The organism is Streptomyces sp. NPDC031426, assembly GCF_055581585.1.
In genome coordinates this window covers 1-26,543 of record NZ_JBVIJE010000017.1, presented here as the reverse complement: position 1 = coordinate 26,543, position 26,543 = coordinate 1, and the positions used below count along the sequence as shown (strand labels likewise).

The 26,543-nt window shown below is 69.0% G+C and carries 26 protein-coding genes and 4 pseudogenes; 11 read left to right on the top strand and 19 right to left on the bottom strand.

The window, feature by feature from the left end; all coding sequences use genetic code 11:
- Position 1 precedes the first annotated feature (1 nt).
- Together ACZ5NH_RS29810 and ACZ5NH_RS29805 are read right to left on the bottom strand one after the other, a co-directional pair.
- A pseudogene (locus ACZ5NH_RS29810) lies at positions 2–702 on the bottom strand (helix-turn-helix domain-containing protein).
- Positions 703–1,032: 330 nt separating this feature from the next.
- Positions 1,033–1,188, bottom strand: a complete 156-nt coding sequence (locus ACZ5NH_RS29805; RefSeq protein WP_388631261.1) for a DUF6131 family protein — start codon at positions 1,186–1,188, stop codon at positions 1,033–1,035.
- 564 nt (positions 1,189–1,752) lie between these two features.
- On the opposite strand from ACZ5NH_RS29805, the gene ACZ5NH_RS29800 reads away from it, so the two are divergent.
- Positions 1,753–3,036, top strand: a complete 1,284-nt coding sequence (locus ACZ5NH_RS29800; RefSeq protein ID WP_468779523.1) for a phosphatase PAP2 family protein — start codon at positions 1,753–1,755, stop codon at positions 3,034–3,036.
- A gap of 2 nt (positions 3,037–3,038) precedes the next feature.
- Here the strand turns inward: ACZ5NH_RS29800 and ACZ5NH_RS29795 are convergent.
- The 5 genes and pseudogenes from ACZ5NH_RS29795 to ACZ5NH_RS29775 form a co-directional block, all read right to left on the bottom strand.
- Positions 3,039–3,531, bottom strand: a pseudogene (locus ACZ5NH_RS29795) (MmyB family transcriptional regulator).
- 91 nt (positions 3,532–3,622) lie between these two features.
- Positions 3,623–4,036, bottom strand: coding sequence for a helix-turn-helix domain-containing protein (locus tag ACZ5NH_RS29790; RefSeq protein ID WP_468779521.1), 414 nt, complete (start codon positions 4,034–4,036; stop codon positions 3,623–3,625).
- Positions 4,037–4,174: 138 nt separating this feature from the next.
- A complete protein-coding gene (locus ACZ5NH_RS29785) occupies positions 4,175–4,636 on the bottom strand; it encodes an SRPBCC family protein (protein WP_468779519.1) in 462 nt (153 codons plus the stop codon).
- Between the two features lie 334 nt (positions 4,637–4,970).
- Entirely contained in the window at positions 4,971–5,372 is a 402-nt protein-coding gene (locus ACZ5NH_RS29780) for an O-methyltransferase (RefSeq protein WP_468779737.1), read from the bottom strand.
- Positions 5,373–5,647: 275 nt separating this feature from the next.
- Positions 5,648–7,477 carry a hydroxysqualene dehydroxylase gene (locus tag ACZ5NH_RS29775; protein WP_468779517.1) on the bottom strand — a complete coding sequence of 610 codons (1,830 nt, stop codon included), beginning with the start codon at positions 7,475–7,477 and terminating at the stop codon, positions 5,648–5,650.
- A gap of 539 nt (positions 7,478–8,016) precedes the next feature.
- Here ACZ5NH_RS29775 and ACZ5NH_RS29770 point away from each other — a divergent pair.
- Positions 8,017–8,448 (top strand): helix-turn-helix domain-containing protein, encoded by a 432-nt coding sequence (locus ACZ5NH_RS29770; protein ID WP_388631238.1) that lies wholly within the window; start codon positions 8,017–8,019, stop codon positions 8,446–8,448.
- Positions 8,449–8,527: 79 nt separating this feature from the next.
- Here the strand turns inward: ACZ5NH_RS29770 and ACZ5NH_RS29765 are convergent, their stop codons facing one another.
- A complete protein-coding gene (locus ACZ5NH_RS29765; protein ID WP_351614920.1) occupies positions 8,528–9,130 on the bottom strand; it encodes a ClpP family protease in 603 nt (200 codons plus the stop codon).
- A gap of 1 nt (position 9,131) precedes the next feature.
- Positions 9,132–9,770, bottom strand: a complete 639-nt coding sequence (locus ACZ5NH_RS29760; protein ID WP_451554317.1) for an ATP-dependent Clp protease proteolytic subunit — start codon at positions 9,768–9,770, stop codon at positions 9,132–9,134.
- Positions 9,771–10,059: 289 nt separating this feature from the next.
- Between ACZ5NH_RS29760 and ACZ5NH_RS29755 the strand changes: the two genes are divergently transcribed.
- Positions 10,060–10,266 (top strand): hypothetical protein, encoded by a 207-nt coding sequence (locus ACZ5NH_RS29755; RefSeq protein WP_468779515.1) that lies wholly within the window; start codon positions 10,060–10,062, stop codon positions 10,264–10,266.
- Positions 10,263–11,022, top strand: a pseudogene (locus tag ACZ5NH_RS29750) (hypothetical protein); the annotation flags it as partial. The gene ACZ5NH_RS29755 and the pseudogene ACZ5NH_RS29750, both read left to right, overlap by 4 nt.
- A gap of 337 nt (positions 11,023–11,359) precedes the next feature.
- Here the strand turns inward: ACZ5NH_RS29750 and ACZ5NH_RS29745 are convergent.
- Complete coding sequence (locus tag ACZ5NH_RS29745) at positions 11,360–11,593, bottom strand: hypothetical protein (protein WP_451554316.1); 234 nt, start codon at positions 11,591–11,593, stop codon at positions 11,360–11,362.
- Between the two features lie 382 nt (positions 11,594–11,975).
- Here ACZ5NH_RS29745 and ACZ5NH_RS29740 point away from each other — a divergent pair, with 382 nt between their 5' ends.
- From ACZ5NH_RS29740 to ACZ5NH_RS29730, 3 genes are all read left to right on the top strand, one after another.
- Positions 11,976–12,848, top strand: a complete 873-nt coding sequence (locus ACZ5NH_RS29740) for a helix-turn-helix domain-containing protein (RefSeq protein WP_468779513.1) — start codon at positions 11,976–11,978, stop codon at positions 12,846–12,848.
- Positions 12,845–13,096 (top strand): DUF397 domain-containing protein, encoded by a 252-nt coding sequence (locus tag ACZ5NH_RS29735; protein ID WP_228617726.1) that lies wholly within the window; start codon positions 12,845–12,847, stop codon positions 13,094–13,096. The genes ACZ5NH_RS29740 and ACZ5NH_RS29735 overlap by 4 nt, the downstream gene beginning before the upstream one ends.
- A gap of 78 nt (positions 13,097–13,174) precedes the next feature.
- Positions 13,175–14,002, top strand: coding sequence for an SAM-dependent methyltransferase (locus ACZ5NH_RS29730; protein ID WP_468779511.1), 828 nt, complete (start codon positions 13,175–13,177; stop codon positions 14,000–14,002).
- Positions 14,003–14,121: 119 nt separating this feature from the next.
- On the opposite strand, the pseudogene ACZ5NH_RS29725 reads toward ACZ5NH_RS29730, so the two are convergent.
- Together ACZ5NH_RS29725 and ACZ5NH_RS29720 are read right to left on the bottom strand one after the other, a co-directional pair.
- Positions 14,122–14,283 (bottom strand): annotated as a pseudogene (locus tag ACZ5NH_RS29725) (transposase); the annotation flags it as partial.
- 280 nt (positions 14,284–14,563) lie between these two features.
- A complete protein-coding gene (locus ACZ5NH_RS29720) occupies positions 14,564–14,923 on the bottom strand; it encodes a hypothetical protein (protein ID WP_468779509.1) in 360 nt (119 codons plus the stop codon).
- Positions 14,924–15,846: 923 nt separating this feature from the next.
- Here ACZ5NH_RS29720 and ACZ5NH_RS29715 point away from each other — a divergent pair.
- Positions 15,847–16,848 (top strand): acyl-CoA desaturase, encoded by a 1,002-nt coding sequence (locus ACZ5NH_RS29715; RefSeq protein ID WP_468779507.1) that lies wholly within the window; start codon positions 15,847–15,849, stop codon positions 16,846–16,848.
- 388 nt (positions 16,849–17,236) lie between these two features.
- Positions 17,237–18,127: a helix-turn-helix transcriptional regulator gene (locus ACZ5NH_RS29710; protein WP_468779505.1), complete on the top strand. Its 891-nt coding sequence runs from the start codon at positions 17,237–17,239 to the stop codon at positions 18,125–18,127.
- Positions 18,128–18,139: 12 nt separating this feature from the next.
- On the opposite strand, the gene ACZ5NH_RS29705 is transcribed toward ACZ5NH_RS29710, so the two are convergent.
- From ACZ5NH_RS29705 to ACZ5NH_RS29690, 4 genes are all read right to left on the bottom strand, one after another.
- Complete coding sequence (locus tag ACZ5NH_RS29705) at positions 18,140–18,439, bottom strand: hypothetical protein (protein WP_468779503.1); 300 nt, start codon at positions 18,437–18,439, stop codon at positions 18,140–18,142.
- Positions 18,440–18,918: 479 nt separating this feature from the next.
- Positions 18,919–19,206 (bottom strand): hypothetical protein, encoded by a 288-nt coding sequence (locus tag ACZ5NH_RS29700; protein ID WP_468779501.1) that lies wholly within the window; start codon positions 19,204–19,206, stop codon positions 18,919–18,921.
- A gap of 108 nt (positions 19,207–19,314) precedes the next feature.
- Positions 19,315–20,202: a PhzF family phenazine biosynthesis protein gene (locus ACZ5NH_RS29695; protein WP_468779499.1), complete on the bottom strand. Its 888-nt coding sequence runs from the start codon at positions 20,200–20,202 to the stop codon at positions 19,315–19,317.
- A 943-nt stretch (positions 20,203–21,145) separates the two neighbouring features.
- Positions 21,146–22,012 carry a patatin-like phospholipase family protein gene (locus ACZ5NH_RS29690; RefSeq protein ID WP_468779497.1) on the bottom strand — a complete coding sequence of 289 codons (867 nt, stop codon included), beginning with the start codon at positions 22,010–22,012 and terminating at the stop codon, positions 21,146–21,148.
- Between the two features lie 115 nt (positions 22,013–22,127).
- On the opposite strand from ACZ5NH_RS29690, the gene ACZ5NH_RS29685 reads away from it, so the two are divergent.
- The gene (locus ACZ5NH_RS29685; RefSeq protein ID WP_451554305.1) at positions 22,128–22,655 is read left to right on the top strand and encodes a TetR/AcrR family transcriptional regulator; all 528 of its coding nucleotides are present in this window, start codon (positions 22,128–22,130) and stop codon (positions 22,653–22,655) included.
- 66 nt (positions 22,656–22,721) lie between these two features.
- On the opposite strand, the gene ACZ5NH_RS29680 is transcribed toward ACZ5NH_RS29685, so the two are convergent.
- The 3 genes from ACZ5NH_RS29680 to ACZ5NH_RS29670 all read right to left on the bottom strand — a co-directional run bounded on the left by ACZ5NH_RS29680 (position 22,722) and on the right by ACZ5NH_RS29670 (position 24,831).
- Positions 22,722–23,399 (bottom strand): SMI1/KNR4 family protein, encoded by a 678-nt coding sequence (locus ACZ5NH_RS29680; RefSeq protein ID WP_468779495.1) that lies wholly within the window; start codon positions 23,397–23,399, stop codon positions 22,722–22,724.
- Between the two features lie 13 nt (positions 23,400–23,412).
- A complete protein-coding gene (locus tag ACZ5NH_RS29675; RefSeq protein WP_468779493.1) occupies positions 23,413–24,390 on the bottom strand; it encodes a hypothetical protein in 978 nt (325 codons plus the stop codon).
- A 285-nt stretch (positions 24,391–24,675) separates the two neighbouring features.
- Positions 24,676–24,831, bottom strand: a complete 156-nt coding sequence (locus ACZ5NH_RS29670) for a hypothetical protein (RefSeq protein ID WP_388631209.1) — start codon at positions 24,829–24,831, stop codon at positions 24,676–24,678.
- Between the two features lie 517 nt (positions 24,832–25,348).
- Between ACZ5NH_RS29670 and ACZ5NH_RS29665 the strand changes: the two genes are divergently transcribed.
- Positions 25,349–26,266, top strand: a complete 918-nt coding sequence (locus tag ACZ5NH_RS29665) for a class I SAM-dependent methyltransferase (protein WP_468779735.1) — start codon at positions 25,349–25,351, stop codon at positions 26,264–26,266.
- Positions 26,267–26,543 lie beyond the last annotated feature (277 nt).

The window sequence follows — 26,543 nt, the reverse complement described above, 5'->3', positions numbered from 1 at the left end:
ATCAGGCAGCGCAGTCGATGGGCCGTCCGGCCCAGCGGATGCCCTTCTCGCTGCGGACGCGGGCGCGTTCCCTGCGCTGGGCGGCGAGCACGTCGGGGTGACGCGCGTTGGCGTTGCGCCAGCGCAGGTAGCGGTGCAGGGCCTGGGTCTGCGCGGGATGGCTGCGGTGGTTTGAGTTGGCCAGGGTGAACTGCCGCAGCGGACCGAAGTGCGCCTCGATTGGGTTGGCCCAGGAGGCGTAGGTCGGGGTGAAGCGCAGTTCGACCTTGTTCTTCTTCGCCCAGCGGCGGGTGTCCGCGCCGGTGTGGGCGGAGAGGTTGTCCAGAATGATGTAGATCGGGGCGCCGTCCGGGTTGGGCGGCACGGATCGACTTCCGGCGGGGAGAGTGCTCACCTGCTGGCGGCTACGGCACCGCGTCTCTACGACCCAGCAGGTCCCATTAGAGGGGGACGGCCTCCCGCCCATCGAGGGTCCAGACAGGCCAGGCCGATCTCGTTGAACCGGTGGATCACCTCCCGCACCGTGTCCTCGTCGGCCTGGACCAGTTGGGCGCTCACCGGGACGCGGTTCCGGCCGGCGGACGCCAGCAGCATCATCGCCCGACGACAGCGCACCGAGCTGGTACTGCCTCCGCGCACGATCTGCTCCAGTTTCTGCCCTTCCTGGTCGGTCAACCTGCGCACGCGGACAGGCTCGGCCACCACACCCCCAACGGTCGGACGGACGTCACCGACATCCAACCGCCACAACGGCCAACCCGGCGAACCTTCCCGGTCAGAGCACTAGCGACGCCGCGGAGCCGGAGCCGGAAATGCTGCCAGGCATGCACGTCCCTGGCCGAAATTTCGGCTGAGGGTGAGGCCGGACCCGTGGCGGCCGGGGAAGGGAATCGCCGGAAGCTCATGAATATGAGGGGCATATCCGGCCCCCGGGGCTGACCGACGCCGCTGCCCAGAGGAACGAAGCCTTCCCCGTCCCTCAGACGCGAGCCGGAAGAGTCGGCCCCGGCGGCCGGAATGAGGACCTCATGCCTACCAGTAGTGCCGTCGGCCGGCGACCGCGTGCCCCATGGAGCCCAGGATCCACAGCACCGCCCCTACGACGGCGAGGATTATGCCGATGGTCCACAGGATGGAGATTCCTGTGACGAAACCGATGATGAGCAAGATGACACCGACGGCGATCATGGCAAGCCTCCTGGTGATGAATCGCTCGTAACATCCGAGTGCCCGAACTGGAACGTGATACGCCACCCGGAGAACATCGGAATCCGCGGGAGCTGCTTCGCATTCCGGGGCATCTCAGCCGCGTGTAAAGCGGGCAGGATGGCTTGCCACCCAAAGTAGCCGACTGGCGCCAGACGGTAGTGGGGCACCGTCAGCGGCTGCGGCAGCCCTGGAGGGAAGGCGGGCGCGCCGCCACGACCGCGCCAATGCCGCCACAGGCGCACTGATCATTTCGTCGGCATTGTGTCGGTATGTCAACCTCCCCGTTCGAACTGCCGGTTCACGGCCGCCTTCGCGCCACCGGCAACGGGTGAAAACCAGTTGTACGACTCGGGTAGCATGATCGAACTTACTAGGCTCCCCCGCCGCACGTCCTTCACCGGAACGCCCTGCTGTCCGGACGAAGGGTGACCTATTTGATTGACATCTGATAAATCGGCCAAACAATTGATACCTATCGCACCGCGGGTGATTTCGCGAACAAAGTGCAGATCCGCGTTCGCCGCGTGCCGCCGACCGCGGGTGATGCTGTGGGCTGCGGCGGCTGTGGCGACCCTCGGATTCCTCGTCGCGCTGGAGGTCGCCGCGCGTCGCTACGGCCTGCCGGGGCCGATCACCAGCCAGGCGCGGGAGGTGATATTGCCTCCCAAGTCCGGTTTCCTGTTGTACGCCAGCATGGCGTTGATGATGGTGGTGCTCACCTGGCGGCAACGGCTCATCGCGGTGGGTGCCGCGATCGGCATCGACATCGCCTTCTTGTTCGTGCGGTGGGCGCTCAACATCAGGATCACGGATGGCCACCCCTTCGGCAACGGCGCCTTGTGGGTGATTCTGGGCTGCGCGTTCATCGCTGTGACACGCCGAAGGGGCCGGGAGCGTGTCCTGCTGCTGCAAGGCGTCGGACTGGGCCTGCTGTTGGTGGCCGGCCGCAAGGCGGGCGATACCTGGCTACTGATCACGTCGAAGACTCGTCCCGCCGTGTTCGACCAGCATGTGGCAACCGTGGATCACGCGCTGGGCAACCCGTCGTGGCTGGCAGGCCGGATGGTCAGGGCCACCGGTCCGCTCGGCGCCCATGTTCTCGACTACGTCTACATTCAGCTGGCGGTGGCCGCAGTCGTCGTCGCGGCGTACCAGCTGCGCAACGTGGCGGTCGAGCGCCGATTCCCGAGCCACCATCTGGTGCGCACCTTTCTGGTCATCGGTATCCTCGGCCCGGCCATCTACATGATCTTCCCAGTGGTCGGACCGGTATTCGCCTACGGCGCCGACGGCGGGCACTGGGCGGTGGCCAACCTGTGGCCGGACACACCACCGCCGATTCATGCCCCGCATCAGATACCGTTCGACGAGATCACCCCGCGCAACTGCATGCCCAGCCTGCACACGGCGTGGGCAACCGCGATTTTCGTTCATTCCCGCAAGGGCCCACGGCTGCTGCGATTCGCCGGCGCGTTCTGGCTGATTGCCACGCTCGGCGCAACGCTGGGATTCGGCTACCACTACGGCGCCGATCTCATTGCCGGTGTGGTGTTCGCGCTCACGATCGAGGCAGCGCTGCGTTCGCTCGCATACGGCTGGGACCGGTCAGGAATCCGGCTGGTCGCTTACGGCACATCGGTTTTCGCTGCGCTCTTGCTGTCGTACCGGTATCTGCCGATCCAGATAGCCGAACATCCGTGGGTGTTTGGACCCCTTCTCATTCTGGCGATGACCTCAGTTGTCCGCGGCTACATACGCACCACCAAACTGTGGAATCCCGAGACTGCACCAGTGCGGCAACCAGAGCCGCAACCCGAACCTGTGTGAGCTCAGTTGACGGAGGCCGAGGCCGACAGGTTCTGGTCGGCCGCCCAGGAGGCGAGAATGCGGAGCCGTTCGTGCGTGGGGGAGCCGGGGGCGGCGGTCCAGACGGTCAGGTGCTGATCGGGATCGGTGTAGGCGGTGAACGTGTCCCAGTCCAGGACGAGTTCACCGACGACCGGGTGATTGAGCGTCTTCGTGCCCACGGTCCGGGCGACGACCGTGTTCGCCCCACCACTGGGCGAACTGCTTGTCGAGATCGACAGTTCACCGACCAGCTCGATGAGGCGCGGGTCCTCGGGGTATTTCGCCGCTTCCATCCGCAGCTGGGCAACGGAAATCTGCGCGGAGGTCTCCCAGTCGGCCAAAAGTGCGCATGGCCGGATCGGTGAACTGGATCCGGGCATAGTTCCGGTGCCTTCCCGGGATCCGGGAGGAGTCGGTGACCAGGGCGGCGGCCAGTGCGTTCCAGGCCAGGATGTCGCCACGGCGCCCCTGCACGATGGCCGGGGTGGCGGTGAGGTCGTGCAGCACACGCTGCAGCTATGGCTGCACTTTCTGCCTGCCGCGACGCCGGGTACGGCCAGCGGTCCTACCGGCGAGCTGGAAGAGGTACGCCCGCGCCCGCCTGGTCGTCGTCCAGATGGAGCACGCGGGCAAGAACGTCCAGCACGGGAGCGGATGCCTGCATACGGCCCTGCTCCAGCCTTGTGGAGTAGTCGGTGCTGGTCGAGGCGAGCTGGGCGACCTCCTCGCGGCGCAGTCCGGCCACCCGGCGCGGTGCGCTTGTCTCCGGCAGCCCGACTGTGCGCGGGCTCAGCTCGGCGCGCCGCACTTGACGGCGTGCAGGAGGTGCCGCCCGCCTGGCCCGGGGCGTTTCGTCCAGGTGCTTGTCCACCCGGCTCCGCAGCTGTACGGCCATGCACCAGCGGCCGTCCTGGGCGTCGGCGGCGGGCGAGGGTCGGGGGTGGGTGGCGCGGGCGCGCCGGGGACGGGTACGCGCCATCCAGCCCCGAAGCGTCATCTCCTCGCGGTGTTGTCCCTGGCCGTGTCCGGGCGGGTACCGTGCGCGTTCGGTTCCCTCATGCCCGGTACGGTGGCGGCGGGCCGCAGCCTCAGGGACGTACCGCTATGGAACGTACGGCTATCCTCCCGGCCTGATGCGTCCGCGCCACGCTCCGGAGTCTTCTCCGCGCTGCTCGATGTACTGCTTGAAGCGCTTCATGTCTCCCTTGACACGCCGGTCGAGCGTTCCGAGCATGTCCGCGGCCTTCTCCGCGGCCCCACTGGGTTCGACATCCATGACGAGTTCCACCCTGGTGTGCATGTCGTCGACCCGCTGGAAGCGGACCGATCCCTTCTGGGCCGTGTCACCGCTGGTGGTGCGCCACGTGATGCGCTCATCGGGAAGCTGGTCGACGATCTCCGTGTCGAACTCCCGGCGGACTCCACCGATCTTGGTGGTCCAGTGGTTGTGGCGATCGTCCAGCTGCCTGACTTCCTCGACGCCCTCCATGAAGTCCGGGAACGCCTCGAACTGCGTCCATTGGTTGTAGGCGGTGCGCACTGGAACGTCGACTTCCACTGTTTCCTTGACCGTGCTCATCAGTGCCTCCGTTGATCGATCTGACGCTGGGCGAGTACCCGCCACGTCACCGGCTACTACCCCGGGCTCGTGCCACCGCGACCCGGGGCGCGGCGGCTTACGACATGGCCGGTGCGACCAGCAGGCTGAGGGGCGAGTCCGCACCGGCCGCACACTTTCCACACGCCCGCTTGGCGAGCTGTGGGCGAAGTCCGGAGCCATCGACCTGGCCAGGCCGACCGCCAGCCATCCACGACGGTGCCGGCATGGCGTGCGCCGAGCAGCCAAGGAGTTTCTCGTCCGGAGGACAGCGACGGACGTGCGCTGAATGGCAGATTTCCCGGCGTCCGGCTGGTCAGCGCACCCGGACGGCGGTGACTACGCCGTCGCCCAGTTCGTGGAGCTGTACGTTGAACGCCGGGTCACCGGAGAGCAGGTTCCAGAACGGGACCACCTGCTCCCGGTGACTGACCGCATTGTCGACGGCCACCAAGCCGTGCGGCTTCAGCACCCGACGCAGATGTGGCCAGTACTCCACGTAAGCGGGCCGCTCCGCGTCGAGGTCGACCAAGGCGTCGGGCGTCTTGGCCAGGACGTCGGCACCGTCGCCGTGCACCACATCGACATGGCCCTGGACCCCGGCACGCTCGAGATTTCGCAGCGCCGCCGCGACCCGTGTCTCGTCGATCTCCACGGTCGTCAGCAGGCCGCCGGTGTCGCGGACCGCATCGAACCAGGGGCTGTTGCAAAAGCGGATCTAGCCCATGTCCCTGATCATCACGGCCGGGCACCGGCACGACAGCCCGCAGTTCCAACCGGTGCTCGAGAAGATTCGAGTGCCCCGCACCGGTCAGGGCCGGCCCAGAACAGAACCTTCAGCAGTTCATGAACCAGTCCACGTGGGAGGATCGGCACGATGTCGGCGCTTGCGGAGGAGTTCGAATCGCCGCACGACTGAGCATCTGGCGCTTGAGCATTTTGATCCGGAGGCCCGCAGCCGTTCGGGAGCACATCCCAGGCAGCCGTACGGGCTCAGCCCAGGTCGAAGGTGTTGGGCAGGCCCAGCCGATAGCGCGCCGCGTCCACCCGTTTCAGGGGCTCCAGTTCCGGCGGGCGGAACAGTTCCCAGACGCGACACCGCTCGGCACCCGAATTGTCCGCGTCGAGCAGCGCGTTGACCGCTCGCCGTGCGGACTCGTTGGCGCCCTCCATCGTCGCCAGGTCCACGTCGGTGCGGACGTAGTCGCCGGAGAGGAAGAAGTTCGGCACCCTGGTGCGGGCCGAGGGGCGATTGTAGAGGGTGCCCGTGGGGTGGATGAGGAGTTGCTCACGGTTGCGCGGGTCGGGGCCGCCGAGACCTGTCACGGCCGGATCCATGAACCAGCCGAGTCGGTCCTCGTCGGTGAGGGTCGTCTTGCCCGAGTCGTTCAGCCCGTCCTTGAGCTGGGCCCAGAGTTCGGCGACGATCTCGTCCTTGGTGCACTCGCGGGCGGTCTTGCCGTACAGGATACCGGGTTTGTCCCACTCAGAGATGATCGTGGACAGGCACTCATGGGCCCGTCCGTCCCCGTAGTCGCGCGAAAAGTCCCGCACATCCCAGAACTGGGACTGTCCGATGCCGGTCACCGCCCAAGGTGAGTCCAGGCAGTTGATGTGCCCGTGCACGACGGGGGTGGGCGTGCGCAGATAGAACATCACCCCGGTCATCCAGTCCGTCTTCAGCGCGTCGCACCGGCCGAGCTGCGGGTCGGCCGCGCGCAGGGCCTGGCCCCAGGTGGCGCGGGCGTGTTCGACGGGCATCGCCGAGACGTAGTAGTCGGCGGTGACTGTGCGCTCCGGGCCGCCGTCGCGGGGCGCGACATGGACGCCGGTTACACGGCCGCCCTCGTACAGCACCTCCCGAACCTCCGTGCCGAGCACGAACTCGACGCCGAGCGAGCGCAGATACCGTTCCCAGGGAGAGATCCAGGCCTCGCTCGTCGGGGCGTTGAGGACCCGGTCGATGTCGGCGTCGCCGTCCATGCCCCGGCCGAGCAGGCCCCACAGAAGCAGGGCCTCGATGATCACGCGGCCGACCGTTCGCGTGGAGGCGATCTCGGCGCGGGTGGCGACCAGATTGCGGGTCTGGCCGATGCCGAGGAGCACCTGGTACTCGGCGCTCATCTCGCCGGCCCGGATGAAGTCCCACCACGCAGTCTTCTCCCACTCGTCCTCGCGGCGGGCGTCGCAGCTGGTGAGATGGACGAGCAGACGGTCGGCGAAGTAGGCGGCCTCATGGGCGGGCAGCCGGGTGCCGAGGTCGAGGACGGACAGGATCTGGTCGCGCAGCCAGGCCGGGGTGATGTCACCGGGTGCGGGAGGGGTGGTGACCCGGCGCAGGGGGAAGTGCAGGTCCGGGCGGCCGGATCCACGTGCGAACAGCGCCTCGGTACCGCTGCGGAGGTTGTCGTGGACGCCGGCGGCATTGCCGGGGAAGGGGATACGGCGCATGGTGTCCGGCAGGTTCCGGTAGAAGCCGGGGAAGAAGCGGAAGCCGTGCTCCGCTGGAAGCGGTGCGCGACCGCCGGCGGCAGTGCCGGGGACGTCCATGGAGCGGGCCTTGCCGCCGAGTGCGTCGTAGTACTCGTAGACGGTGACGGCGTAGCCGCGTTCGGCGAGTTCATGGGCGGCGCTGAGACCTGAGACGCCCCCGCCCAGGACGGCGACGCGCTTCTCGGACGGCGCGGCCGCGGCGCTGCCGGCGGGCCATAAGGCGGTCGCCGCGACCGCTCCTCCGGCGACCGTCGCCCCGGCGGCGGCCAGGAAGCGTCTGCGGGAGTGTCCGGCGTTCTCCTCGGACTGCTGCGAGCGTTCTGCTGTCATGTGAACCGGAGCGTAGGGAGCGGCACCGGAAGCCGGAAGCCTGTTCCTCCGCCAGCCACAGCATCCTCACAATCCCAAGGAGAGAGGCCGGATGAGGATCCAGCGAGTGACGGCCCGGGCCGGTGGTGGCCGGGGCCTTGACGTTCGACTGCAGCGGCGACCACCTGGCTACGGCTGACCAGTGCTGCGGTCTCCTGGCGACGGCCTGGCCCACCGTCTCCGGCGTCCACTTTGAGGGCCTCGGCCGGCGGCAGGTGTTCCTGTGCCGCACGCAGGGAGCACAGCAGTTCTCTGGTCCTCACCTGCCCGCTGTCGGCCCCACCTGCGGCCTCCTCACCTCCGTCTGCGGCACCACCCACCGGAACAGCACCCACAACTCATCCGGCACCAACCGCTCAACCAGACCGCAGGAAGCGGTGTTTCAGTGCTGCGACCGGGAAGGTTCACCGGCGCGCGACACCTCAGTCCGCCCGCACGGCTTCACCCAGGGCAGAACGCCGCTCCCTTCCCCCGGCGCCCCGGATCCCTAGGCTGAAGGGGTGAGCACTCATGCGCCGAACGAAGCCCGCGTCATCCCCCTGCGCCCGCAGACCTCGCCGCCCGGTTCCGGTGGGGCGACCCGCGCCCCGCAGCGACCGGCGGGAGCCCCGCAGACACCCGCCCCGAAGGAACCGTTGTTGCGCGATCTCGTCGGCGATGTGCTGCGGCGCGAGCGGCTCGCCCAGGAGCGCACGCTGAAGGACGTCGCCGAGGCGGCCCGCATCTCGATGCCGTACCTGTCGGAGCTGGAGCGCGGACGCAAGGAGGCCTCCTCCGAGGTGCTGGCGGCCGCCGCCCAGGCGCTCGGCCTCGGCCTCGCCGACCTGCTCTCGCTCGCCCAGGACGAGTTGGCCCGGTACGCCCGGAGCCGGGTGAGCCGGGGCCGCACGTCGCCCACGGCGCAGTACGACGGCCTCTGCCTCGCGGCCTGACCGAACCGTCGGCCGGTAAGGCGGGGCACGCCACCGCCGTACCGGCCGGCTCGTCGGCCCTCGGCCGCGGCCGCGCGGGTCAGACGAACGCGAGCCGCCGGCTCAGCACCTCGTCGGCGAGCCCGTAGGCGACGGCCTCCTCGGCGGTGAGCACCTTGTCCCGGTCCATGTCCGCGCGCAGGGTCGCCACGTCGTGATGCGTGTGCCGGGACAGGACCTCCTCCACCTGCGAGCGGATGCGGACCATCTCCTTGGCCGCGAGGCTGAGGTCGGAGACCGTCCCCTGTCGGCCGCCGCTGGCCGGCTGGCCGAGCAGCACCCGCGCGTGCTGGAGCACGAACCGCCGCCCCGGATCTCCGCCGGCCAGCAGCACCGCCGCCGTCGACGCCGCCTGACCGACGCAGAACGTGGAGATCGGCGCCTGCACGAACGTCATCGTGTCGTAGATCGCCATCAGCGAAGTGAACGATCCGCCGGGCGAGTTGAGATAGATCGAGATCTCGTGCTCCGGGTTCGCCGACTCCAGATGCAAGAGTTGCGCGATGACCACATTGGCGACTCCGTCGTCGATCTCGGTGCCGAGGAAGATGATCCGCTCGTTCAGCAGCCGGCTGAAGACGTCGTAGGACCGCTCACCCTGCGCGGTCCGCTCGATGACGTAGGGAACCGTGTACGACCCCATCTCACAACCCCATCCGTCGGCGCGACGCGGCCGGGCGGATGTCGGTGAGCGACTCCACCACCCGGTCCACGATCCCGTACTCCCTGGCCTGCTCGGCCGTGAACCAGCGGTCCCGGTCGCCGTCCCGCGCGATCGTCTCCTCGCTCTGCCCGGTGTGCTCGGCGGTGATCCGCTCGATGGCCTTCTTGGTGAACTGCAGGTTCTCCGCCTGGATCTCGATGTCCGCGGTGGTGCCACCGATGCCCGCTGAGGGCTGGTGCATCATGATCCGCGCGTTCGGCAGCGCGAACCGCTTGCCGGGCGCCCCCACGGTGAGCAGGAACTGGCCCATGCTGGCGGCGAACCCCATCGCCAGCGTCGAGACGTCGTTCGGAATGAGCCGCATGGTGTCGTAGATGGCGAGACCCGCGGTGACCGACCCGCCGGGACTGTTGACGTACAGGCTGATGTCGGTGCGTGGGTCCTCCGCCGACAGCAGCAGCAACTGCGCGCACACCCGGTTGGCCGAAACGTCGTCGACCTGTGTGCCGAGGAGGACGATCCGCTGGGCGAGCAGCTGTGCCGCGAGATGGTCGTCGAAGCGGCTGGGCGGTGTGTCACCTTCCTCCGCGCGGGGCGGGAGCGTGGTCAGTGGAGTCATCTGGTCTCCTTGTCGAAGCGGGGATGCCGTCGACTCCACTCTTGACCTCGGGAGGTCCCCGGATGCGATTTCTCTGCCCGCCGCAGATTCGCCACGGGCAGAGCGGACCGCTCCGCCCTCCCCGCGCAGCCGCCGGAGGAACGCCCGTACGTCCTCCGTCAGCAGGTCCGGCTCCTCCGTGGCCGGAAAGTGGCCGACGCGCTCGAACTCCGTCCAGCACACGATGATTTCCGCCCGCTCCGTCGTGTGCCGCCGTGGCACCCGCAGTTCGGCCGGGAACACGGCGAGCGTGGTCGGTGCGGAGGCGCGCGCCGGCTCGTGGCAGATCCGCGCCGATGAACTGGCGGTACCGGTCAGCCACTACAGCAACGTCGACAGTGCTGAACGGTTCCGTCATCCGGAACGGGCGGACGGCCCTCCGAGCGCGACGGCCCTCCTGCCGGCACCGGAAGAGCGTTCGCCACCCGGCCCGGAACGGGACATGATCCGCTCGTGAGAACGCCGAAGCAGTTCATGGTCAGGGCCGCTGCCCAGAACAACGCCGAGTTGTGCGCGGCGATGAACCGACCGCACGGCCTGGCGAGCGAGCTCGATCTGGAGGCTTGGGCGGGCCCGGCCCGTGGGCCGCGGTACTACGTGGTGCCGGGCGGCAGCTGTGCCGCCCGGTCCACCGCGCGATGGGTCAGCCCCCCGACGCGGTGACACTCGTGCCGGGTGTCGACCCGGCCGTACTGGCGGTGCGTAACGACACCAGCGCGCCGGGGCGCCCCCGTAAAGGACAGCTTTGCCGACTTGGACCTGGCCGCGGCCGGCTTCCAGGTCCTGTTCGAGGCCCAGTGGATCCATCGCCCGGCGAGTGCACCCTCCATCACATCCGATCTTGCGTGGGACATGGCCGACGCGCCGGACACGCTGCAGGCCTGGGCACCGGCCTGGGACGACGGGGACGGCAACGCGGACCCCTTCCGGCCCGAACTCCTCGACGACCCAGCCACCTTCATGCTCGCCGGGCGGGCCCCGGGCGGCCGTGTGGCCGCCGGAGCGGTGGCGAGCCGCAGCGACCAGGTGGTCGGAACATCCAACGTCTTCGCATCGGACGGCGGCCCTGACGCGGCCTGGCAGGTCGGACTGGAAGCTGCTGCACCGGCTGTTCCCGAGCTCGCCGGTGGCCGGCTACGAGCACGGTGCCGGCCTGGAGACAGCCGTGCGCCACGGCCTCGAGTCAGTCGGTCCACTGCGGATCTGGCTGCACGCACGGAGCGGTTCCAGAGCAGTCCGAGCCGGCCGTTCGCGTCCTCCGCCCCGCGAGTCCCCTCATCGGGTTCCGTCGATGCCGCTGCCCAACCCCCGACACAGAGCGAAAGCCGCAGCGAAGCTGGAAGTCACGCAGCAGGCGCTGAGCTGGTGCAGGCGTGGCAGCAAGCGGCGACGCAGGGCGTGGAGACGGTTGCCCGGCTGCGCCGAAAGGTCCGCCGCCGACGACTGGACCCCGCACACAGGACCGCGCTTGGCCTCGTGGCCAAGGAGAACCGGAATGGCCTTCCAACACAGGGACGGCCGTGACGTACGGACTAGGGCGATCCGCTGCCTCAGGTCCTCTCTTCCGGGCGGCTGGTCGGCGTGATCGGCGTGGGATCGGTGAGGTTTTCGGGCTCCGTTGTCCATTCGATGCCGCCTCGCCGCGGGGCCAGCCAGGCGACCGGCGCCGGCGCGGTGCCCTCCGGTGCGATGGCGCGAAGAATTCCTCGCCGTCCCGTCGCGGAGTCCGTCACCATGTGGCCGAGCCACGGATGGGAGCGGTGCATCAAACCCGTCGAGGTCATGGCTGCTCCACGCGAGGAGCCGGTACCTGCGCCTTCTGACGAGGAGGTGAGGAGCGATGTGTGGGGGGACATGGTGGTTGCCCTTCCTTCGAGGCCGGGCCGTGAGGATGCGGAGCGACGGCAAGACCTTCCCGACAGGCGTGTTCGAATCGACGTGCGCCCTTGACGTTTGGTGGCGCCAACTCTGCGAACGTTGCTTGTCGTTGACCATGGCGGCCTGGGCGTCTGGCTGGATCGCTCACGCATGTAACTATGCTCGCAGTCGTCTTCACGTTGCAACTGCTCCCCTGATAATTTCAGCCGCGCGGTATCCAGCTGGTGTCATCATCAAGTCGCTGCGTTCTGCGTCACGATGACGTGCCGTCAGTGGATTGGAGTTTGCTTGATGGAGGGTCGTTCGGGTGCGGGGACCAACGCGCCAACGGTTCTTCGGATGATCCTCGGTCGGCGGCTGCGGGAGAGGCGGCAGAGCGCCGACGTGTCGCTGGAGGACGCCGCCAGGGCCCTGCGGATGAAGCCGTTGACCGTCCGGCGCCTGGAAAAGGCAGAGGTCGCTCTCAAGCCCCTGTACGTGGAGCGGTTGCTGGAGGCCTACGGAGCCGACCGGCAGGAGATCGACGAGTTCGTCGCCCTGGCCGAGCGAGCCAACGAACCGGGCTGGTGGCATGACTATCGCGATGTGCTGCCCAGCTGGTTCTCCGCCTACGTCAGCCTGGAGACCAGCGCCAGGACTCTGCGTACCTATGAGCCGCACTACGTCACCGGGCTGCTGCAGACGTACGACTACGCGCGCGCCGTCCTGCGCGGCGGCTTTCCCAATGACTCCGAGGAAGATCTGGAGCGGCGCATCAAGCTGCGGCTGCGCCGGCAGGAACTGCTGGAGAGCAAGGACGCTCCCACGCTGTGGGTGGTGATGGAGGAGGCCGTCCTGCACCGCGTTGTCGGCGGGGCGGAGGTGATGCGAGCGCAGATCGACCGGCTCCTCGAAGCCTCGGAGCTGCAACATATCAGCATCGACGTCGTTCCGTTCTCCGCTGGCGCCCATGTCGGGGCGTGCGCCCCCTTCACCTACTTCCGGTTCGCGGAGCCGGAGCTGCCCGACGTCGTCTACAGCGAGGTCCTTACCGCCTCGATGTACCTGGACCAGCGCTCGGATGTCGCCGCCCATCTGGAAGCACACAACCGGATGTCGCTGCTGACCTCCTCCGCGGACAGCAGGGCGCTGTTGCAACACATGCGCAAGGAGTACTCATGACCGTAAGCCATGGCAGTGTCTACAACGGGATGCCCGCCTCCGATCTCGGTGAGCACGGCTGGGAGTGCCCGTGGAGCGGGCCCAACGGGGGCCAGTGCGTGGAGACGAAGCAACTCGCCGACGGCCGCATCGCGCTGCGTCAGTCGACCGATCCTTCGGGGCCCGCGCTGATCTACACCACCGAGGAAATCAGCGCATTCCTCGAGGGAGTCAAAAAGGGCCTCGCCGATCATCTGACGGCCGGCTGAACCTCAGCGCGATCGGGAGAAGGCGCCGCCACGAGGTCGCCCCGCCTGCACGCCACGCAACTATCGGAAGGGAACAGCATGAGCAGCACGCCGGCCTCGCGGGACATCGACACCAGCAGGCCTCACTCCGCACGCATGTACGACTACTACCTCGGCGGCAAGGACCACTTCGACGTCGACAAACAGGCGGCCGAGGCTGTCGCGGCCGTCTATCCCGGCATCTTCGTGTGCGCACGTGAGAACCGGTCCTTCATGCACCGGGCGACTCGTGTTCTCGCGCGAGACCACGGCATCCGCCAGTGGCTGGACATCGGCACCGGCATCCCCACCGAGCCGAACCTGCATCAGGTGGCCCAGTCCGTTGTGCCCGACGCCCGGGTCGTCTACGCCGACAACGACCCTCTCGTGCTGAAGTACGCCGAGCGCCTGATGCGTAGCACGTCCCAGGGCCGCACCGCATACATCGAGGCTGACGTCAAGGACCCTACCTTTCTGCTGAACGCCCCCATCCTCTCAGAGGTGTTGAACCTGAACGAGCCGGTGGCGCTGTCCCTCAACGCCCTGATGCACTTCATCACCGACGAGCAAGACCCGTACGGGATCGTCAACCGTCTGCTCGACGCCCTGCCCTCCGGCAGCGCCCTGGCACTGAGCCACTGCACGCCCGACTACGATCCGCCCACCTGGCAGAAGGTCACCGACATCTACAACAACGCGGGAACGCCTGTGCAGTTCCGCTCCCGCGCCGACGTCGCCCGCTTCTTCGACGGTCTGGAACTACTGGACCCCGGCATCACGATGGGGCACCGCTGGCGCCCCGACCCTTGCAGCGATGACGCCACCGCAGCTGAGCCGCCCACGGACGCCCAGGTCAGCCTGTGGACGGGGGTAGGCATCAAGCCTTAATACTCCAGGAGCGTTTCGTCTACCTTTGATCTTGGCCAGTATCCCGGCGTTTACGCCGGGGGTGAAGGCCATCTCAGAACTGCTCCGACCCGCGTGAGCATGGGTCCGCAGTGTTCAGCTCAGCCCACGGGGCGCTTCTGGTTCCCGATGTACTGCTTCACGGGGGCCAGGGGCGCCCTGCCGCAGCTTCCGGCGAAGTAGGAGCCGGACCAGAAGCGTCCGCCTCACACGTACCCGCCCACGTGCGCGTCGAACTCCTTGCGAAGCAGGCGGGCGGAGATGTCAAGTCCGCTCGGGGCACCGCCGAGGAGTCGGGCAAGAGCGTCAAAGCCAAGGCCGGCCTCAACCGCTCCATCGCACAAGAGGCGTGGGGACGAACGGTCACGATGCTGACGTACAAGCTCAGCCGCTACGGCGGCCTTCGGCATCATGTGAACAAACCAGACAGATCGCTCGAACGACGCCGCCCTGGGGGGACAGGGCCAGGAGCACAGCGCCGACCGCGATCGGCGGGCGACGTATGGGCGCCATGTGAGGCCCCACGGGTGCGGGGGAGTGGCGTCAGGACGACAGCATGATCAGCCGGGTGCTGTAGCGGGTGTCGACGCATACCCGGTAGGGGTTGGGGTGGCCTTGGCGTTCCTGGCATTTCCAGGTGCTTCCTGCGGCGCGCAGCACGACGGTGGTGCTCGATACGTTGTGCCTGGTCTTGGTGTAGGCGGCTGCCACCTGCAGAGCGGCGGCACAGGGCACATTCTCGGAGGTGGACACCCCGAGCCCGGAAGCCTTGTCGGTTCCGCAGTATGCGCTGGCTTTGTGATCGTTCGTTCCAAAGCCGGCGAAGGCCTGGGCGGGTACTGAGAGACACAACGCGGCGGCCGCCAGCAGAACGGCGACCGTTCCCTTACTGCTCGAATGCATCGCGTGCCCTCCTTACAGGGGGAGCCCCGGGCACTTCGCAGAGTACCCAGTACTCCCTCCATGCACACTGGTTTCACTTCCGCGTCCGAGTCCGTGTCGTGGTCGCTGGTGGAGGCGCGGACGTAGTCGCGGGCGAGGACGAAGCCGGGCACGACGGTCCTCGCCGATCTCCGGAAGTTTCTGAAGGGCGTCCAGGATCGCCTGCCACTCGGGCACGGTGGGCTCCGCCAGGTGGGTGTTGTGGCGTACGACGATCGGGTCTGCCGGCTCGCCCGCCGCCTGCGTCCTGCGCAGCAAGGCGATCTGCTGCTCGTCGTGCGCGGTGTGCGGCCGGTCGCCGTGACCGGGCGCGTCGATGACGGCGACGCGGAAGCCGCCCGCACGCTGGTCAGCGGCCGGTTTGTGTGCCGAGGCCACGAAGTCACCTCACCCCCGGACTTTCCATTCAGCTCCTCAGGCGCCCGGACTGACTGCGCACCGGCGACCGCCATCAGCCGACCAGCCACCGCGGTCGCATCCGCACCGAGGCATTCCCTCCACTGCGCTCGGTCCTCGCCGGCGTTTCGACCGGCGAATGCCGATCCAGGCGAGCGGCGCGCATGCATGCCCGCACCGCCTGATGGCCCGCCCCCGCTGGTCAACCCAGTGACCGGCCGCAGGGGCGTCGAGAATTGCACGGAAGGGCGCACCGGCGCCGCTCGCCCCATCTGTCCCACACCCTACGAGGCCCAGAACCCATGCCGAGCCGAAGGAGATTCAGTCCCGCGACGTTCATGCCCTGGACATCCGTGACGACCTGCGCGGATGCCGCCCAGTGCGATCCTGGGACCAGGACCGCCGAGCGCGTTCGAAAGCACACGGGCGCGTGATCCAGGTCGGCCCGGCGCAGGCTCCGAACGGGCTTGAGCGATGGCGAGGAAACGATGAACCAGAGCGACGTCGACCGTACCGAACAGACCGCTGTCGAACATGACGTCGATGCCGAGGCCGGGGTCAAGCCGTTGCTCGACACACCCCAGACGGCCGCGGCAGGGGTGGCAATGTGGATCTTCGTCGTCGGCCCGCCGATCTCCCTGATCGCCGTAGTGCCGTTCGTGTGGGGATGGGGCCTGTCCGCGCTGGACGTCGGCATGGCGGTGGTCGCCTACCTTGTGTCCGGCTTCGGCCTGACGGTGGGTTATCACCGCCTCTTCACGCACCGCTCGTTCAAGGCACGGCGGGGCCTGCGGATCGCCCTGGCCGTCGCGGGTTCGCTGGGGGTCGAGGGCTCGCCGGTCCAGTGGGTGGCGAACCACCGGCGCCACCACGCCTTCGCCGACCGCGAGGGTGACCCGCACTCGCCCTGGCACTACGGGACCGACACCCGCGCGCTGCTCAAGGGACTTCTGCACGCACACACCGGTTGGATGCTGAAGCGTGAACTGAGTAACCGCGCCAGGTTCGCGCCCGACATTGCCGCCGATCCCGATCTGCGGTTCATCGGTCAACTCTTCGGGCCACTGGCTGCCGTCTCGCTCCTGGCCCCGGCACTGGTCGGCGGGTTCGTCACCGGAACCTGGACCGGCGCGCTGACCGGGTTCTTCTGGGCCGGCGTGATCCGGATGGCGTTGCTGCACCATGTCACCTGGTCGGTGAACTCGATCTGTCACGTCGCGGGCAGGCGCCCCTTCGTCAGCCGGGACAGGGCCACCAACTTCTGGCCGCTCGCACTGCTGTCCTTCGGCGAGAGCTGGCACAACTCACATCACGCGGATCCCACGGGCGCGCGCCACGGCGTGCTGCCGGGTCAGCTCGACCCGTCGGCGCGCCTTATCTGGATTTTCGAGAAGCTTCGCTTGGTTCACGACGTACGTTGGCCGAGCTCGGACCGTCTCAGCGCTCGACTGCTGCCCAAACCGGGTGCCCCGCACGGGTCCACAGGCTGACGACGCGCGGACTGCGCGTCGCCGCGGTTACCGTGCCGAAGGGAGACACCGACGGCGCGGGAATCGCCGACTACTGGGCGAGCAACTACCAACCCCGCCACCCAGGTCATCTATCAAAGGTCGAATCCCGCGACGAGTCGACCGCGTGAGTGGCCCGAGCGGCATCCAATCCACCCGGATCTTCATCGCATATCGTGCATGCGAGGGGCACACACGATCCGCCTCCGATAGGCGCCGACAGGACTGGCAGCGGGCAGGATCTATCGAGGCGAGTGGGTGCTCGCAGGGCAGGAAAATGCGACCCACCGGACGCTGACGCGGACGCGTTGCCGGGATTTTCAGCGCCGGCGAAGCCCGGGCCCAGGTCACGCCAGGTATAGATGCACGAATGCCCCGGTGGAAGTCCCCCGGCGTGGTCTTCCACACCGGCCGCTGGTACGTCGTCGGCCACGACCACCTGCGCGATGGTCTGCGGACCTTCCGCATCGACCGCATCGCCTCCGTCACCGCCCGCTCCCGCCGCTTCACGGCCCCTGACGGCCTCGACCCCGTAGCCCACCTGACCTCGACCCTGGCCCAGGGGCCCTACCGCTGGCAGGTCGAGGTGACGATCCATGGCCCCCTCGATGAGATCGCCCGCCGGCTGCCCCGCTCAGCCTTCACCCTCACCGCCCAGCCCAGCGGCGTCCTCATGCACGCCCGGGCAGAACGGCTGGACGGCATGGCACACCTGCTCGCCTCCCTGGAATGGCCCTTCGCCGTGCACCACCCCGACGAACCAAGGCAGGCCCTCAAGAACCTCGCCGACCAGCTCACCGCCGCGGCCGAACGAGGGCCGGTGCAACTACCGCAGCAGAGATCCGTGCGCGTAGCTCGTCTGTCCTGGGCTCTCGATCTTCCGCTGTCCGCCCGCGCCGCGACCTGGAAGGGAGATCGGCCATCGGCCACCGCTTCAAGCGGAGCCACAACCGCGGAGGTCTACGCCGATGCCGAGCGCCTCGAACGCGAGGAAGGCCTCAAGGTTTGTCCGGGCGGCGTCCGCGATCACTGCGGCGTCCTTCGCTTCGGTCTAGGCCTCGCCCGGACAGAGGGAGGGCGCCGATGGAGGCGGGCCGCAACCTGGGCTCGCTGTTGCGCCCTCCCTATCCGGTCCCTCCGTCGTCGCGGACACCGGCACGTCACGTACATCAGGGTCTTCGGCACGTGGATCCGGGTGCCCGACGGGATCGAGCACCCGGATCCATTCCTTGTTGTCAGGGGTTGCGATCAGTTTTGCTGACACCCGGTCGCCTCAGCCCCAGCCCCAACCATGGTCACCCCAGCCCCAGCCGTGGTGGTGGCCCCAGCCCCAGCCACCACCGTGGTGGTGTCCTCCACCCCAGCCCCAGCCGTTGTGGTGGCCCCAGCCCCAGCCGCCGCCGTTGTGGTGGCCTCCGCCCCAGCCCCAGCCGTTGTCTTGGTGGAACGCGACGACGTGCTCGGGCGCGGCGGTGGCGGCTGCATGGGCGGCTCCAGCCCCGGCGGCGATGGCCAGGATCGGTGCCGACGCAACCGCGACAGCCAATCTCTTGATACGTGTGCGCGCGCGCATGGTGAGCCCCTCTCTGAGGGTGTGCTTGATCTTCTGGCGGCCTCGACGGGCCGTCCCTGCGCTTCAGAGCCTGCGCGTAGCCCTGTGCGTCGCTCGCCGCCCGCGCGCAGTGCGTTCAGGCGGCGGACCATCACCTCCGATATCGAGATAAACGCTTGCGAATCTTCTCGTTGATGCTGTTGTGGAGGAGGTTTTGCTTCCTGTGAATTCATACGGAAATGACGTTCGTCGGGATTGCTCCGCCATCGAACTCACGAAACGACGTTTTCCGATTCCGCCGAGCAGCCTGCGGCGCGGAGGGGGCGAGCGAGGCCTGGGCCCGGAGGGGGGACTCGCTCCCAAGCACGCGACTGACGGCGGTTCCCTGGGGCCCGAGCCGATGCGGCGGAATGCATCCGAGACAAGAGCGAACCCTGGTTGTGTCCACGCCGGTGCCCCGCCCCCCCGTGTCGGGCACTCGCGCTGGTTCATGGCCCGGGTCAGCTCCCGGTTGTCCGCGCCGGCTGCCTCCAGTACATCGGCACGTTCATCGAGCTGGCCGAGGCGCTGGGAGAGGCGCTTCTCCAACTGCTGGACCCGTGCGGCAAGGCTTTTGTGGACGCCGGCGTCCATGAGCTGCCGACGAAGAAGGCCGCGGCAAAGAAGACGACGAAGAAGCAGCTGGCCAGGAAGACGGCCGCGAAGAAGACGCTGAGGCCCGCATCCTGCTCGGCGCCGGACAAACCCGAACCGCCGTCGCAGCCAAGCTGCGCGTCTCGCGTGGACACTCAGCCGCGCCCTTGACATCGCGTCCCGCTGACGGCCGCCATCGGGTGCCAACGCTTGACCGCAGCGGACAGCCCCAGCCCCATGCGAGGATCGCAGAAGAGGCCGGTCTAGTTGTCGCCTCGGTGTCCGTCGCGGACGCGGACCACCGCTGACCCGCCGACCCGGGTCGTGATGCCCGCCGGCCCGCGTCGGGCCGAAGCGAGCACGCTGGCCGGTCGACCTAGGGTGTCACCCTGCTCGACCTCGATCGCGACCGTCTGTGCCCCTGTCGTGTCGAGCAGGTGGGCGGCCAGGCAGCCGGTGCTGTTGGCGTTGGCGACGTCCTCGTCGACACCGATCGCCGGCGCGAACATCCGCGCCGCACCCGGTCGGTCGCCCACCGGCGGTGCGTACACGAAACAGCCGAGGAGCCCGTACCGCCGGCACGCCGCTGTCAGCCTGCCGAAGTGTGGGTGGACTCGGAGCAGCGCCGACCGGTCGTGGACCGGTACCAGCATGCGTGGTGCGCCGGGCGCGGCGATCCGTGGCGCGTCGGTCGGATGCGGGTCGTCCGGGGTGAGCCCGAGCGCGGCGACGATCGCGGCGCGCTCGTCCGGTGCCGGGTGACGCAGCGCGACGAGGCCCTGGTCGAACCACACCTCGATGCCGGCGGGGCGGCGGATCGCGACGGTGTCGAACGTGCGCCCGCCGGTGTGTTGGCGGTCGTTCAGCTCGCCCAGCGCGGTGCGGGTCAACCGGACGGCCTGCGCGGCAACGGTGCCATGGCCGCAGCCGGACAGTTCGGCGGTGGCGGTGAAGAACCGGACCGGACAGCCACCGTCCGGCGTGCGCCCCGGGCCGAGGAACGCCGCGTGCGAGGTGCCGGCCGCGGCAGCGACCGCACGCCGGTCCGCGTCCGTCGCCGCCGGGTCGTCGTCGGTGACGGCCGTGGGGCTGCCGCCCCGGCCGTCGCGCCGCACGCACGCATCAACCACCGTGACATCCGGCCAGGACATCGGCCCACCTTTGACGCTCAACGAACCGGCAACCGCGAACGGCATTCCGCCGATAGCCTAACCTGGCCGCAACGGCCGACCGAACGCGTCCCGGAGCGTACCGTTTTGCTTCAGCCGGTGCCGTCCTGCACCGGATAGTGGATGATGACCGCACCGCCGGTGGCGTAGTTGGCGACATCGGCGGCCACCCGGCGGCCTTGCGGCGACGCCCGCGCCGCGGCCATGGCGGCGGCGTCAGCGAAGTCGCCTTCGAAGACCGCGAAATACGGCGCTTCTCCTGGTCGCCGCCACGTCGAAGCTGTAGCGCCACGCAAGCAGGCCGGGCAGATTCATGACCAGTGGCCAGGTCCTCCGGGCTGATCTCCCAGCCCTCCGCGGCGAGCTGCCGCGGCACGCTTCGAAGCCAGCAACATCCCGGTCAACCCGACTCGCGAGCAACTGACCGCGCCGCCCAAGAGTTGAACAGCCCGCTGTTCCACCGCTGCCGGGATCGCCGCCATGCTCCGCACGTGGAAGCCCTGACCCGGCTGGGCTGAGTGCGAGCGGCGCGGTCCGCTCCGATCGTTCTTCAAAGAGCGACTACCCGTCGTCCTCTTGGTCGTTGAGGTATCCCCCGCCTGACCGCCCAACGGTCATGCCCGCAAGCCGACTCACCCGCACGTCCCCGCGCCTGGGGGCCCATCCGGTCTCCGTCTTTGATGTCATTGGTGGCCGGTAGCGGGGCGTACATGATCCCGCACCGAGCGTCCGCAGTTGAGCCGGCCGTGGCCCGGCTGGGTGACCAGCCGAGCGGCGCAGGCCATGTACGGCGAGCACCTGGTCCGCATCGGCCAGCTCATCTCGGCCCTACTCGGCAGCAACGTCATGGACCGCCGGGACCTGGCCGTGGCGTACGAGCGCGACGACCGGGACCGCTGGCAACGGTGTGCCGCCCGCTGGGCGGCTACCTGCCCTGGCCCCACCCGGAGGAGCGGGTCGAGGCGGGCCGCCAGTGCGCGCGTAGTCCCGCAGCTGCCGCGCCGGCCTGGGCCCTGCCCGCCTGGTAGGCCGCCTTCCACGCTTCAGGGTCGCTCTGCTCGGCGTCCAGGAGATGCACCGCAGCCGGATCGGGGGCCAGCATGTGGGCGCCGTCGGCTGTGGGGTGGGGGTGGTGGTGGGCGAGCGGGTCGACCACCACCAGCGTGCGGGCATCACCCGCCAGGTCGGTGTTGGTGCCGGCTCGCAAGGCGCCGTCCAGGTAGCGGTGGCCACCGACGGCGACGGGTGGCTCAATCCCGGGGAAGGCGCTGGACGCGGCTACCGCGTGAACGAGTGGGACGCCCGCGGCGGCGTCCCACACGATCGGCTCGCCGCTCTCGGCGTCAACGGCCGGGATCAGCAGAGGGCGTTGCGGCCAGCTGTCGGCGGCGATCAGTGCGGCGCGCTGGGCGATCAGTTGGTTCTCCGCCTCCGCGTCGACCGTTTCCAGGGCGATGAGGCCCACCCGGCGACGGGCATCCGCAGGGTCAAGGCCCGGGTCGTCGAGGACGGCGAACACTGCGCCTGTCACCGCCGGGTCGGGGCGGTGTGGCGCGGGCGAGGCGTTGGCGGAGCGCCGGACGGTGGCGAGGCGGGCGGGGTCCTGCCCGGTGGCGAGAACTGCGCCGACGATCGCCCCGGCCGAGGTGCCCACGATGAGGTCGGCCTCGCCCAGGTTCACCCCGAAGCTGCGTAGCCCCGCTGACAGTCCGGCCATCCATGCGGTGCCAAGACGCCCGCCGGGCCCCAGGACCAGTGCCCGGTCGGGGTCGTGCGTGCCGTGGGTCTCCATGGCTGTCCCTCCGTTATTGAAACGCCCGTGTCATATACTTTCACGACGCTATCCCACGAGAGGACGGTGGACTGTGGGACGACCTTCCGATCCCGCCCGACGTGACCGCGTTCTGATGCAGGCCACCGACTACGTCCTCGCGCAGGGGCTGGCCGGTCTGAGTCTTCGTCCGCTGGCCACGGCACTGGGCACCAGCCCGCGGATGCTGCTCTACGACTTCGGCAGCAAGCAGGAGTTGGTGGCAGCGGTTCTCGCCGAGGCACGCCGGCGCGGCGCTGAGCGCCTGGCGCACGGCCTGCCGTCGAGCGGCGCCGACATCGAGGAGCGGCTGCGCGGGATCTGGATGTGGCTGAGTGCGCCCGAACGAGCTCCGTTCGTTCGACTTTTCTTCGAAGTCCACGCCGACCTGCTGGCCCATCCCGAGTGCTACCCGGACCAGGCGGGGGCCGTCACCGACTGGTTTGGCCCTCTGCACACCGTCTTCGCCGACATCGCCACCGGGAACGACGACACTGCCACCCCCACCCTCGTCATGGCCGTCATGCGAGGCCTGCTGTTCGACCTCACTACCACCGGCGAACGTGAGCGCACCGATCTTGCCCTGAAGCGGTTCGCCGCCCTCCTGCAGGCGCCCACACCCTGACGTCTCGGCACGCCCCTCCGAGGAGCCGCTGCTGCGCTCGGCAGGCCAGGGGCACCCAGCGCTTGATCACCGCGCTGCCCTCTCGCGTTGCTCAAGCCACTCGAGGTACCAGCTGCGGAAGGTGTGACGGTTTCCGTGTGCATCGACGTACGGCTCGAAGGGCGGGTTGACCGCGCAGTCCCGGTCGCGGAGTTCCCCGCGGCGCGGGCCGACGACGATGAGCCAGCCGGTCATCCCGCAACCGTTGTCGCTGATGGGGATCGCACCCCGCCCGCGTTCCAGGAACCAGACATCGTCGCCAGCGTCGCCGAAGACCTTGCGGTAGTCGTCCAGATAGTCCTCGTCTTCGTCACATGTGGTGGGTCCGTACCCGGCGGCGCGAAGGGTCGCAATCTGCTGGTCGGCCCAGTCTTCCGTCTCCACGAACGGCCCACTGGGGTCAAGCAGCCAGGGACGGTCCTCGTCGTTCTCCCAGATCCATCCCCACGTGCCCTCGATTCGGCGCAACGACGTGAGCTGGAGTGCCGGTCCGGGGCCACCGGCTCCAACCTCCGACAGAAACGTACGGTAATCGTCGGGGAGCGCGACACCGAACTGCGCTTCGACCTCGGCGATGGCGGCGGGAGTCAGGACGGGTTCGAACGTCGGGTGTCGAGACGGTCCACGGCCACGGGCTCGACGCTCGGCCTGCTCCACAGCGATGACGCGTTCCCGAACTCCCAACCATTGCGCGCGCGTGTTCACGGCTCTCCAACGATCAGTCGACCTTTGCCCCTGCGACCAGCGCATCGATCGCCGTACGCAGTGCGGCCAGTTCGGCCGGGGTGGGATCGGCCGGTTCGTGCGGCACCAGCGCAGCAGGGTTCACCACGGGGGCGGTGCCCTGCGGACCAGGTGCAGCTATGGCGTTGGCAAGGAGCGTGCCGTTGTCGGGCGGCGGGGTGCTGAGGCCGTCGCCGAGCCTCCGCAGTGCGGCTGCGAGCGGGGGCTGAGGGAGGGGGAAGTCCGCAGGGAGCAGCCCGGCCTGCTGGGTGTGGTCATCGCCGCGGAAGTCCAGGGTCCAGTTCTCCCAGCCCGGCAACGGCCAGTTGTGGATGCCGGCCACGGTCTGCACCGCCCAGAGCGAAATGGTGCGGCCCTGCGGGTCGAAATGGACGCCACCGTGCGGCATGTCGGCGAGCGCAGGGGTGGCCGGCGACGCAACGAGCAGGTCGATCAGGCGGGGGCCGGCGGCGAGGTGCTCGATGGGCTCCCAGTCGCTGCCCCACGCGCGAACGCGTCCGTCGGGCAGGCGCAGGGAGGCGACGGAGCAGGGCTCGGTGTACTCGGTGGCCGCGAACCCGGAAGGCTCGAAGGTCTCGAACCAGCCCGGCGCACGGGTCAGGTCCCTGCCCAGGCCCAGGTGGTGGGTCAGATCACCCATGCCGTCGTGCGCGAAGCGGACGTCCCAGCCGGGCCATGTCCGGGTCAGTACGGCGCGGGCGGCGAGGTGGTCCGCCCAGCTGTCCTGGAAGGCGAACCAGAGCAGGATCCGGCGGTCGTGGTCGACGAGTGCAGCGCCCTCGCACCACACGTCGTCGAGCCATTCGTCGATCTCCCGGTTGGCGCGGAAGCAGCGCGTCGCCGCGACCGGACCGGGCAGCAGATCGTCGACCACCCGGTTGGCGGCCCAGTGCGAGTGGTAACGCTGCCAGGCGCCGTTCTCGACTACCACGTACTGCGCTCGTGCTCCCATGATCAGCGAGCCTAGCGCCGCTGGACGACGGGCGACGAACGCTTTTCAGAAGACCAACTCCGGCTGGTCACCTGCCACTCGGTGAGCGCCTTGCTGGTGGCCTCCTGGCCGGCCGGCCCTCCTGCTCTGCAGGTAGGCGTGTGTGCTGAAGGCGCACGGGCGGGCTTCGTGCTGACCAGCCTGGGTTTGTGCCGTCGTGGACGGCTGCACGGCGAGAGGAAGACGAATGACCCCGGATCGCCCTCGGCCCCCAGCGCCGTAGCCAGGCCCCACCCAGCAACGGCGTCACGCCGACGCGGCGCCGGACGCGTCCCCGGGAGGCGGCAGCGTGCGCAGACGTTTGCGGGGATCGGCCACGTACTCGGCGGGGCGGGCGGCGAGCAGGCCCTCCAGCCGCTGCAGCCGGGTGCGGGCGGTGGCGCGCAGACGGCTCGGCGGCACCCTGTCGAGAACGTCCAGGCGCGCTGAGCGGAGTCGGAGGGTTGGTCGGAGGCTTCGGCCTGGGCGAGGGCGAGGGTGGCGGCGGCCCATCCGGGGGTGCCGGTGGTGCAGGCGGCCGCACAGGCCTCGGCGCGGGCGAGGGCCTGGTCGGTGCCCAGCGTGAGGTGTGCCTCGGCCTGGTGCAGGGCGAATTCGGGTACGTCGAAGCCGAAGCGCCCCGGGGCCTGGCCGGCTGGGCCGGCTTCGAGTTCGGTCAGTGCCACGTCCAGGGCGGCGGCCGCCTCGCGGTCGGGGCCTTGCTGGCGAGGGCGGGCAGCAGTGCCCAGGCGTGGAGCTGGGCAGATCCACGCCAGTCTCGACGATGAGCAGGCCATGTCGTGAAGCCGGCCCTCGTCATCAGGATCCATCGAGCCGATCCCGAGCCTCAACCGTCGGCATGGCCGTATTGAAGGGCAGTTCGTGGGCTGATGCCCGTTTCTCGGTGAGGGCGGGACAGGCTGGTGTTGAATGCGGTCTCATGAACCAGAGTGGGCGCGCGGCGAGCCGGACGGCGGTGCTGGTCTGTCAGGGGCGGGCAGCCGCGGATGGCAGGGCCGCTCCAGCCCGGTTCGCTGATCCGGTGGCGGTACAGCTGCTGCGTGCCGCCGAGCGTACGCCCGTGGACGAGGTGCGCGCGGGCACTCCACCGCAAGGGTGGCGGGCGCGCACCACCTACGAGAGTGTGCGGGCGTGCGCCGAGGTGGTCGTGCCGCGGACGGCCGCGATCGATGAGGCCCTGCGCGCCCGCGTGACCGGCCAGCTGGTGATCCTCGGCGCTGGTCTGGATACGCGCGCGTGGCGTCTGCACGAGCTCGCGCAGACGGATGTCTGGGAGGTCGACCATCCGGCCTCCCAGCGTGACAAGCGCACTCGCCTCGCCGATGCCGCGCAAGCGGCCCAAGGGCCGGACGAGGCCGATCGCGCGGCTGTTGGACTGCCGGCCATGGCCCGTTCTGTACGGTTCACACCGGTGGATTTCGCCGTTGACGATCTCGGCGCGGCGTTGGATATCGCCGGGCACGACCCATCTGCGCCCACGACCTGGCTGTGGGAGGGCGTCGTTCCGTATCTCACCCGCGACGAGGTGCGCGCCACGGTGGCCACGCTCGCAGCCCGGACGGTCCCAGGCAGTGCGCTCATCGTCAACTATCAGACGCCGTCGGCGAAGGCGGCCGCGGGGCGGCTGCTGACACGCGTGCTCGGGAGCTCGGTCACGTCGGGCGAGCCGTGGCGCTCTCTGTGGAGGCCGCAGCAGATGGCAGCACTACTTGGGGAGTACGGCATGCGGGTGGTGTCGGACGACACACTCCTCGCCCTCGCGCACGCCATTGGCAGCCCGGCAAGGGGGCGGAGCTCCCTGCAATCGGGTCGCGTGGCTGTCGCAGAAAGCCACTGACATCAGGATGCACATCAGACTGGGTGCAGGGGTGCTGGTCACGGCGCTGGCTACGGTTTCCTAGCGAAGCTCGTTCCTGGCGCCGCTGTTCGCGCTCCAACGCCGGAACGGGACGGGCGTGCAATCGAGCGGCCTCAGCACGCGCCGCGCCTCAGCGTCCGGCGGACACCCAGGTGAACGACCTAGTGGCTCGTCACGCAGCCTTGGCCTGGTAATCGATCCGTTGCTCGTCGGCCAGCAGACTGTCTCCAAGACCTGATCTTGGAGGTGGTCGTGG

Coding starts and splice junctions, on each gene's coding strand:
- ACZ5NH_RS29805 (WP_388631261.1), bottom strand. CDS start 1,188: ATGATCGCCGTCGGTGTCATCTTGCTCATCATCGGTTTCGTCACAGGA.
- ACZ5NH_RS29800 (WP_468779523.1), top strand. CDS start 1,753: ATGCTGTGGGCTGCGGCGGCTGTGGCGACCCTCGGATTCCTCGTCGCG.
- ACZ5NH_RS29790 (WP_468779521.1), bottom strand. CDS start 4,036: ATGGCGCGTACCCGTCCCCGGCGCGCCCGCGCCACCCACCCCCGACCC.
- ACZ5NH_RS29785 (WP_468779519.1), bottom strand. CDS start 4,636: ATGAGCACGGTCAAGGAAACAGTGGAAGTCGACGTTCCAGTGCGCACC.
- ACZ5NH_RS29775 (WP_468779517.1), bottom strand. CDS start 7,477: ATGACAGCAGAACGCTCGCAGCAGTCCGAGGAGAACGCCGGACACTCC.
- ACZ5NH_RS29765 (WP_351614920.1), bottom strand. CDS start 9,130: ATGGGGTCGTACACGGTTCCCTACGTCATCGAGCGGACCGCGCAGGGT.
- ACZ5NH_RS29760 (WP_451554317.1), bottom strand. CDS start 9,770: ATGACTCCACTGACCACGCTCCCGCCCCGCGCGGAGGAAGGTGACACA.
- ACZ5NH_RS29745 (WP_451554316.1), bottom strand. CDS start 11,593: ATGACCTCGACGGGTTTGATGCACCGCTCCCATCCGTGGCTCGGCCAC.
- ACZ5NH_RS29735 (WP_228617726.1), top strand. CDS start 12,845: ATGACCGTAAGCCATGGCAGTGTCTACAACGGGATGCCCGCCTCCGAT.
- ACZ5NH_RS29730 (WP_468779511.1), top strand. CDS start 13,175: ATGAGCAGCACGCCGGCCTCGCGGGACATCGACACCAGCAGGCCTCAC.
- ACZ5NH_RS29720 (WP_468779509.1), bottom strand. CDS start 14,923: ATGCATTCGAGCAGTAAGGGAACGGTCGCCGTTCTGCTGGCGGCCGCC.
- ACZ5NH_RS29715 (WP_468779507.1), top strand. CDS start 15,847: ATGAACCAGAGCGACGTCGACCGTACCGAACAGACCGCTGTCGAACAT.
- ACZ5NH_RS29710 (WP_468779505.1), top strand. CDS start 17,237: ATGCCCCGGTGGAAGTCCCCCGGCGTGGTCTTCCACACCGGCCGCTGG.
- ACZ5NH_RS29705 (WP_468779503.1), bottom strand. CDS start 18,439: ATGCGCGCGCGCACACGTATCAAGAGATTGGCTGTCGCGGTTGCGTCG.
- ACZ5NH_RS29695 (WP_468779499.1), bottom strand. CDS start 20,202: ATGTCCTGGCCGGATGTCACGGTGGTTGATGCGTGCGTGCGGCGCGAC.
- ACZ5NH_RS29690 (WP_468779497.1), bottom strand. CDS start 22,012: ATGGAGACCCACGGCACGCACGACCCCGACCGGGCACTGGTCCTGGGG.
- ACZ5NH_RS29685 (WP_451554305.1), top strand. CDS start 22,128: ATGCAGGCCACCGACTACGTCCTCGCGCAGGGGCTGGCCGGTCTGAGT.
- ACZ5NH_RS29675 (WP_468779493.1), bottom strand. CDS start 24,390: ATGGGAGCACGAGCGCAGTACGTGGTAGTCGAGAACGGCGCCTGGCAG.
- ACZ5NH_RS29665 (WP_468779735.1), top strand. CDS start 25,349: ATGAACCAGAGTGGGCGCGCGGCGAGCCGGACGGCGGTGCTGGTCTGT.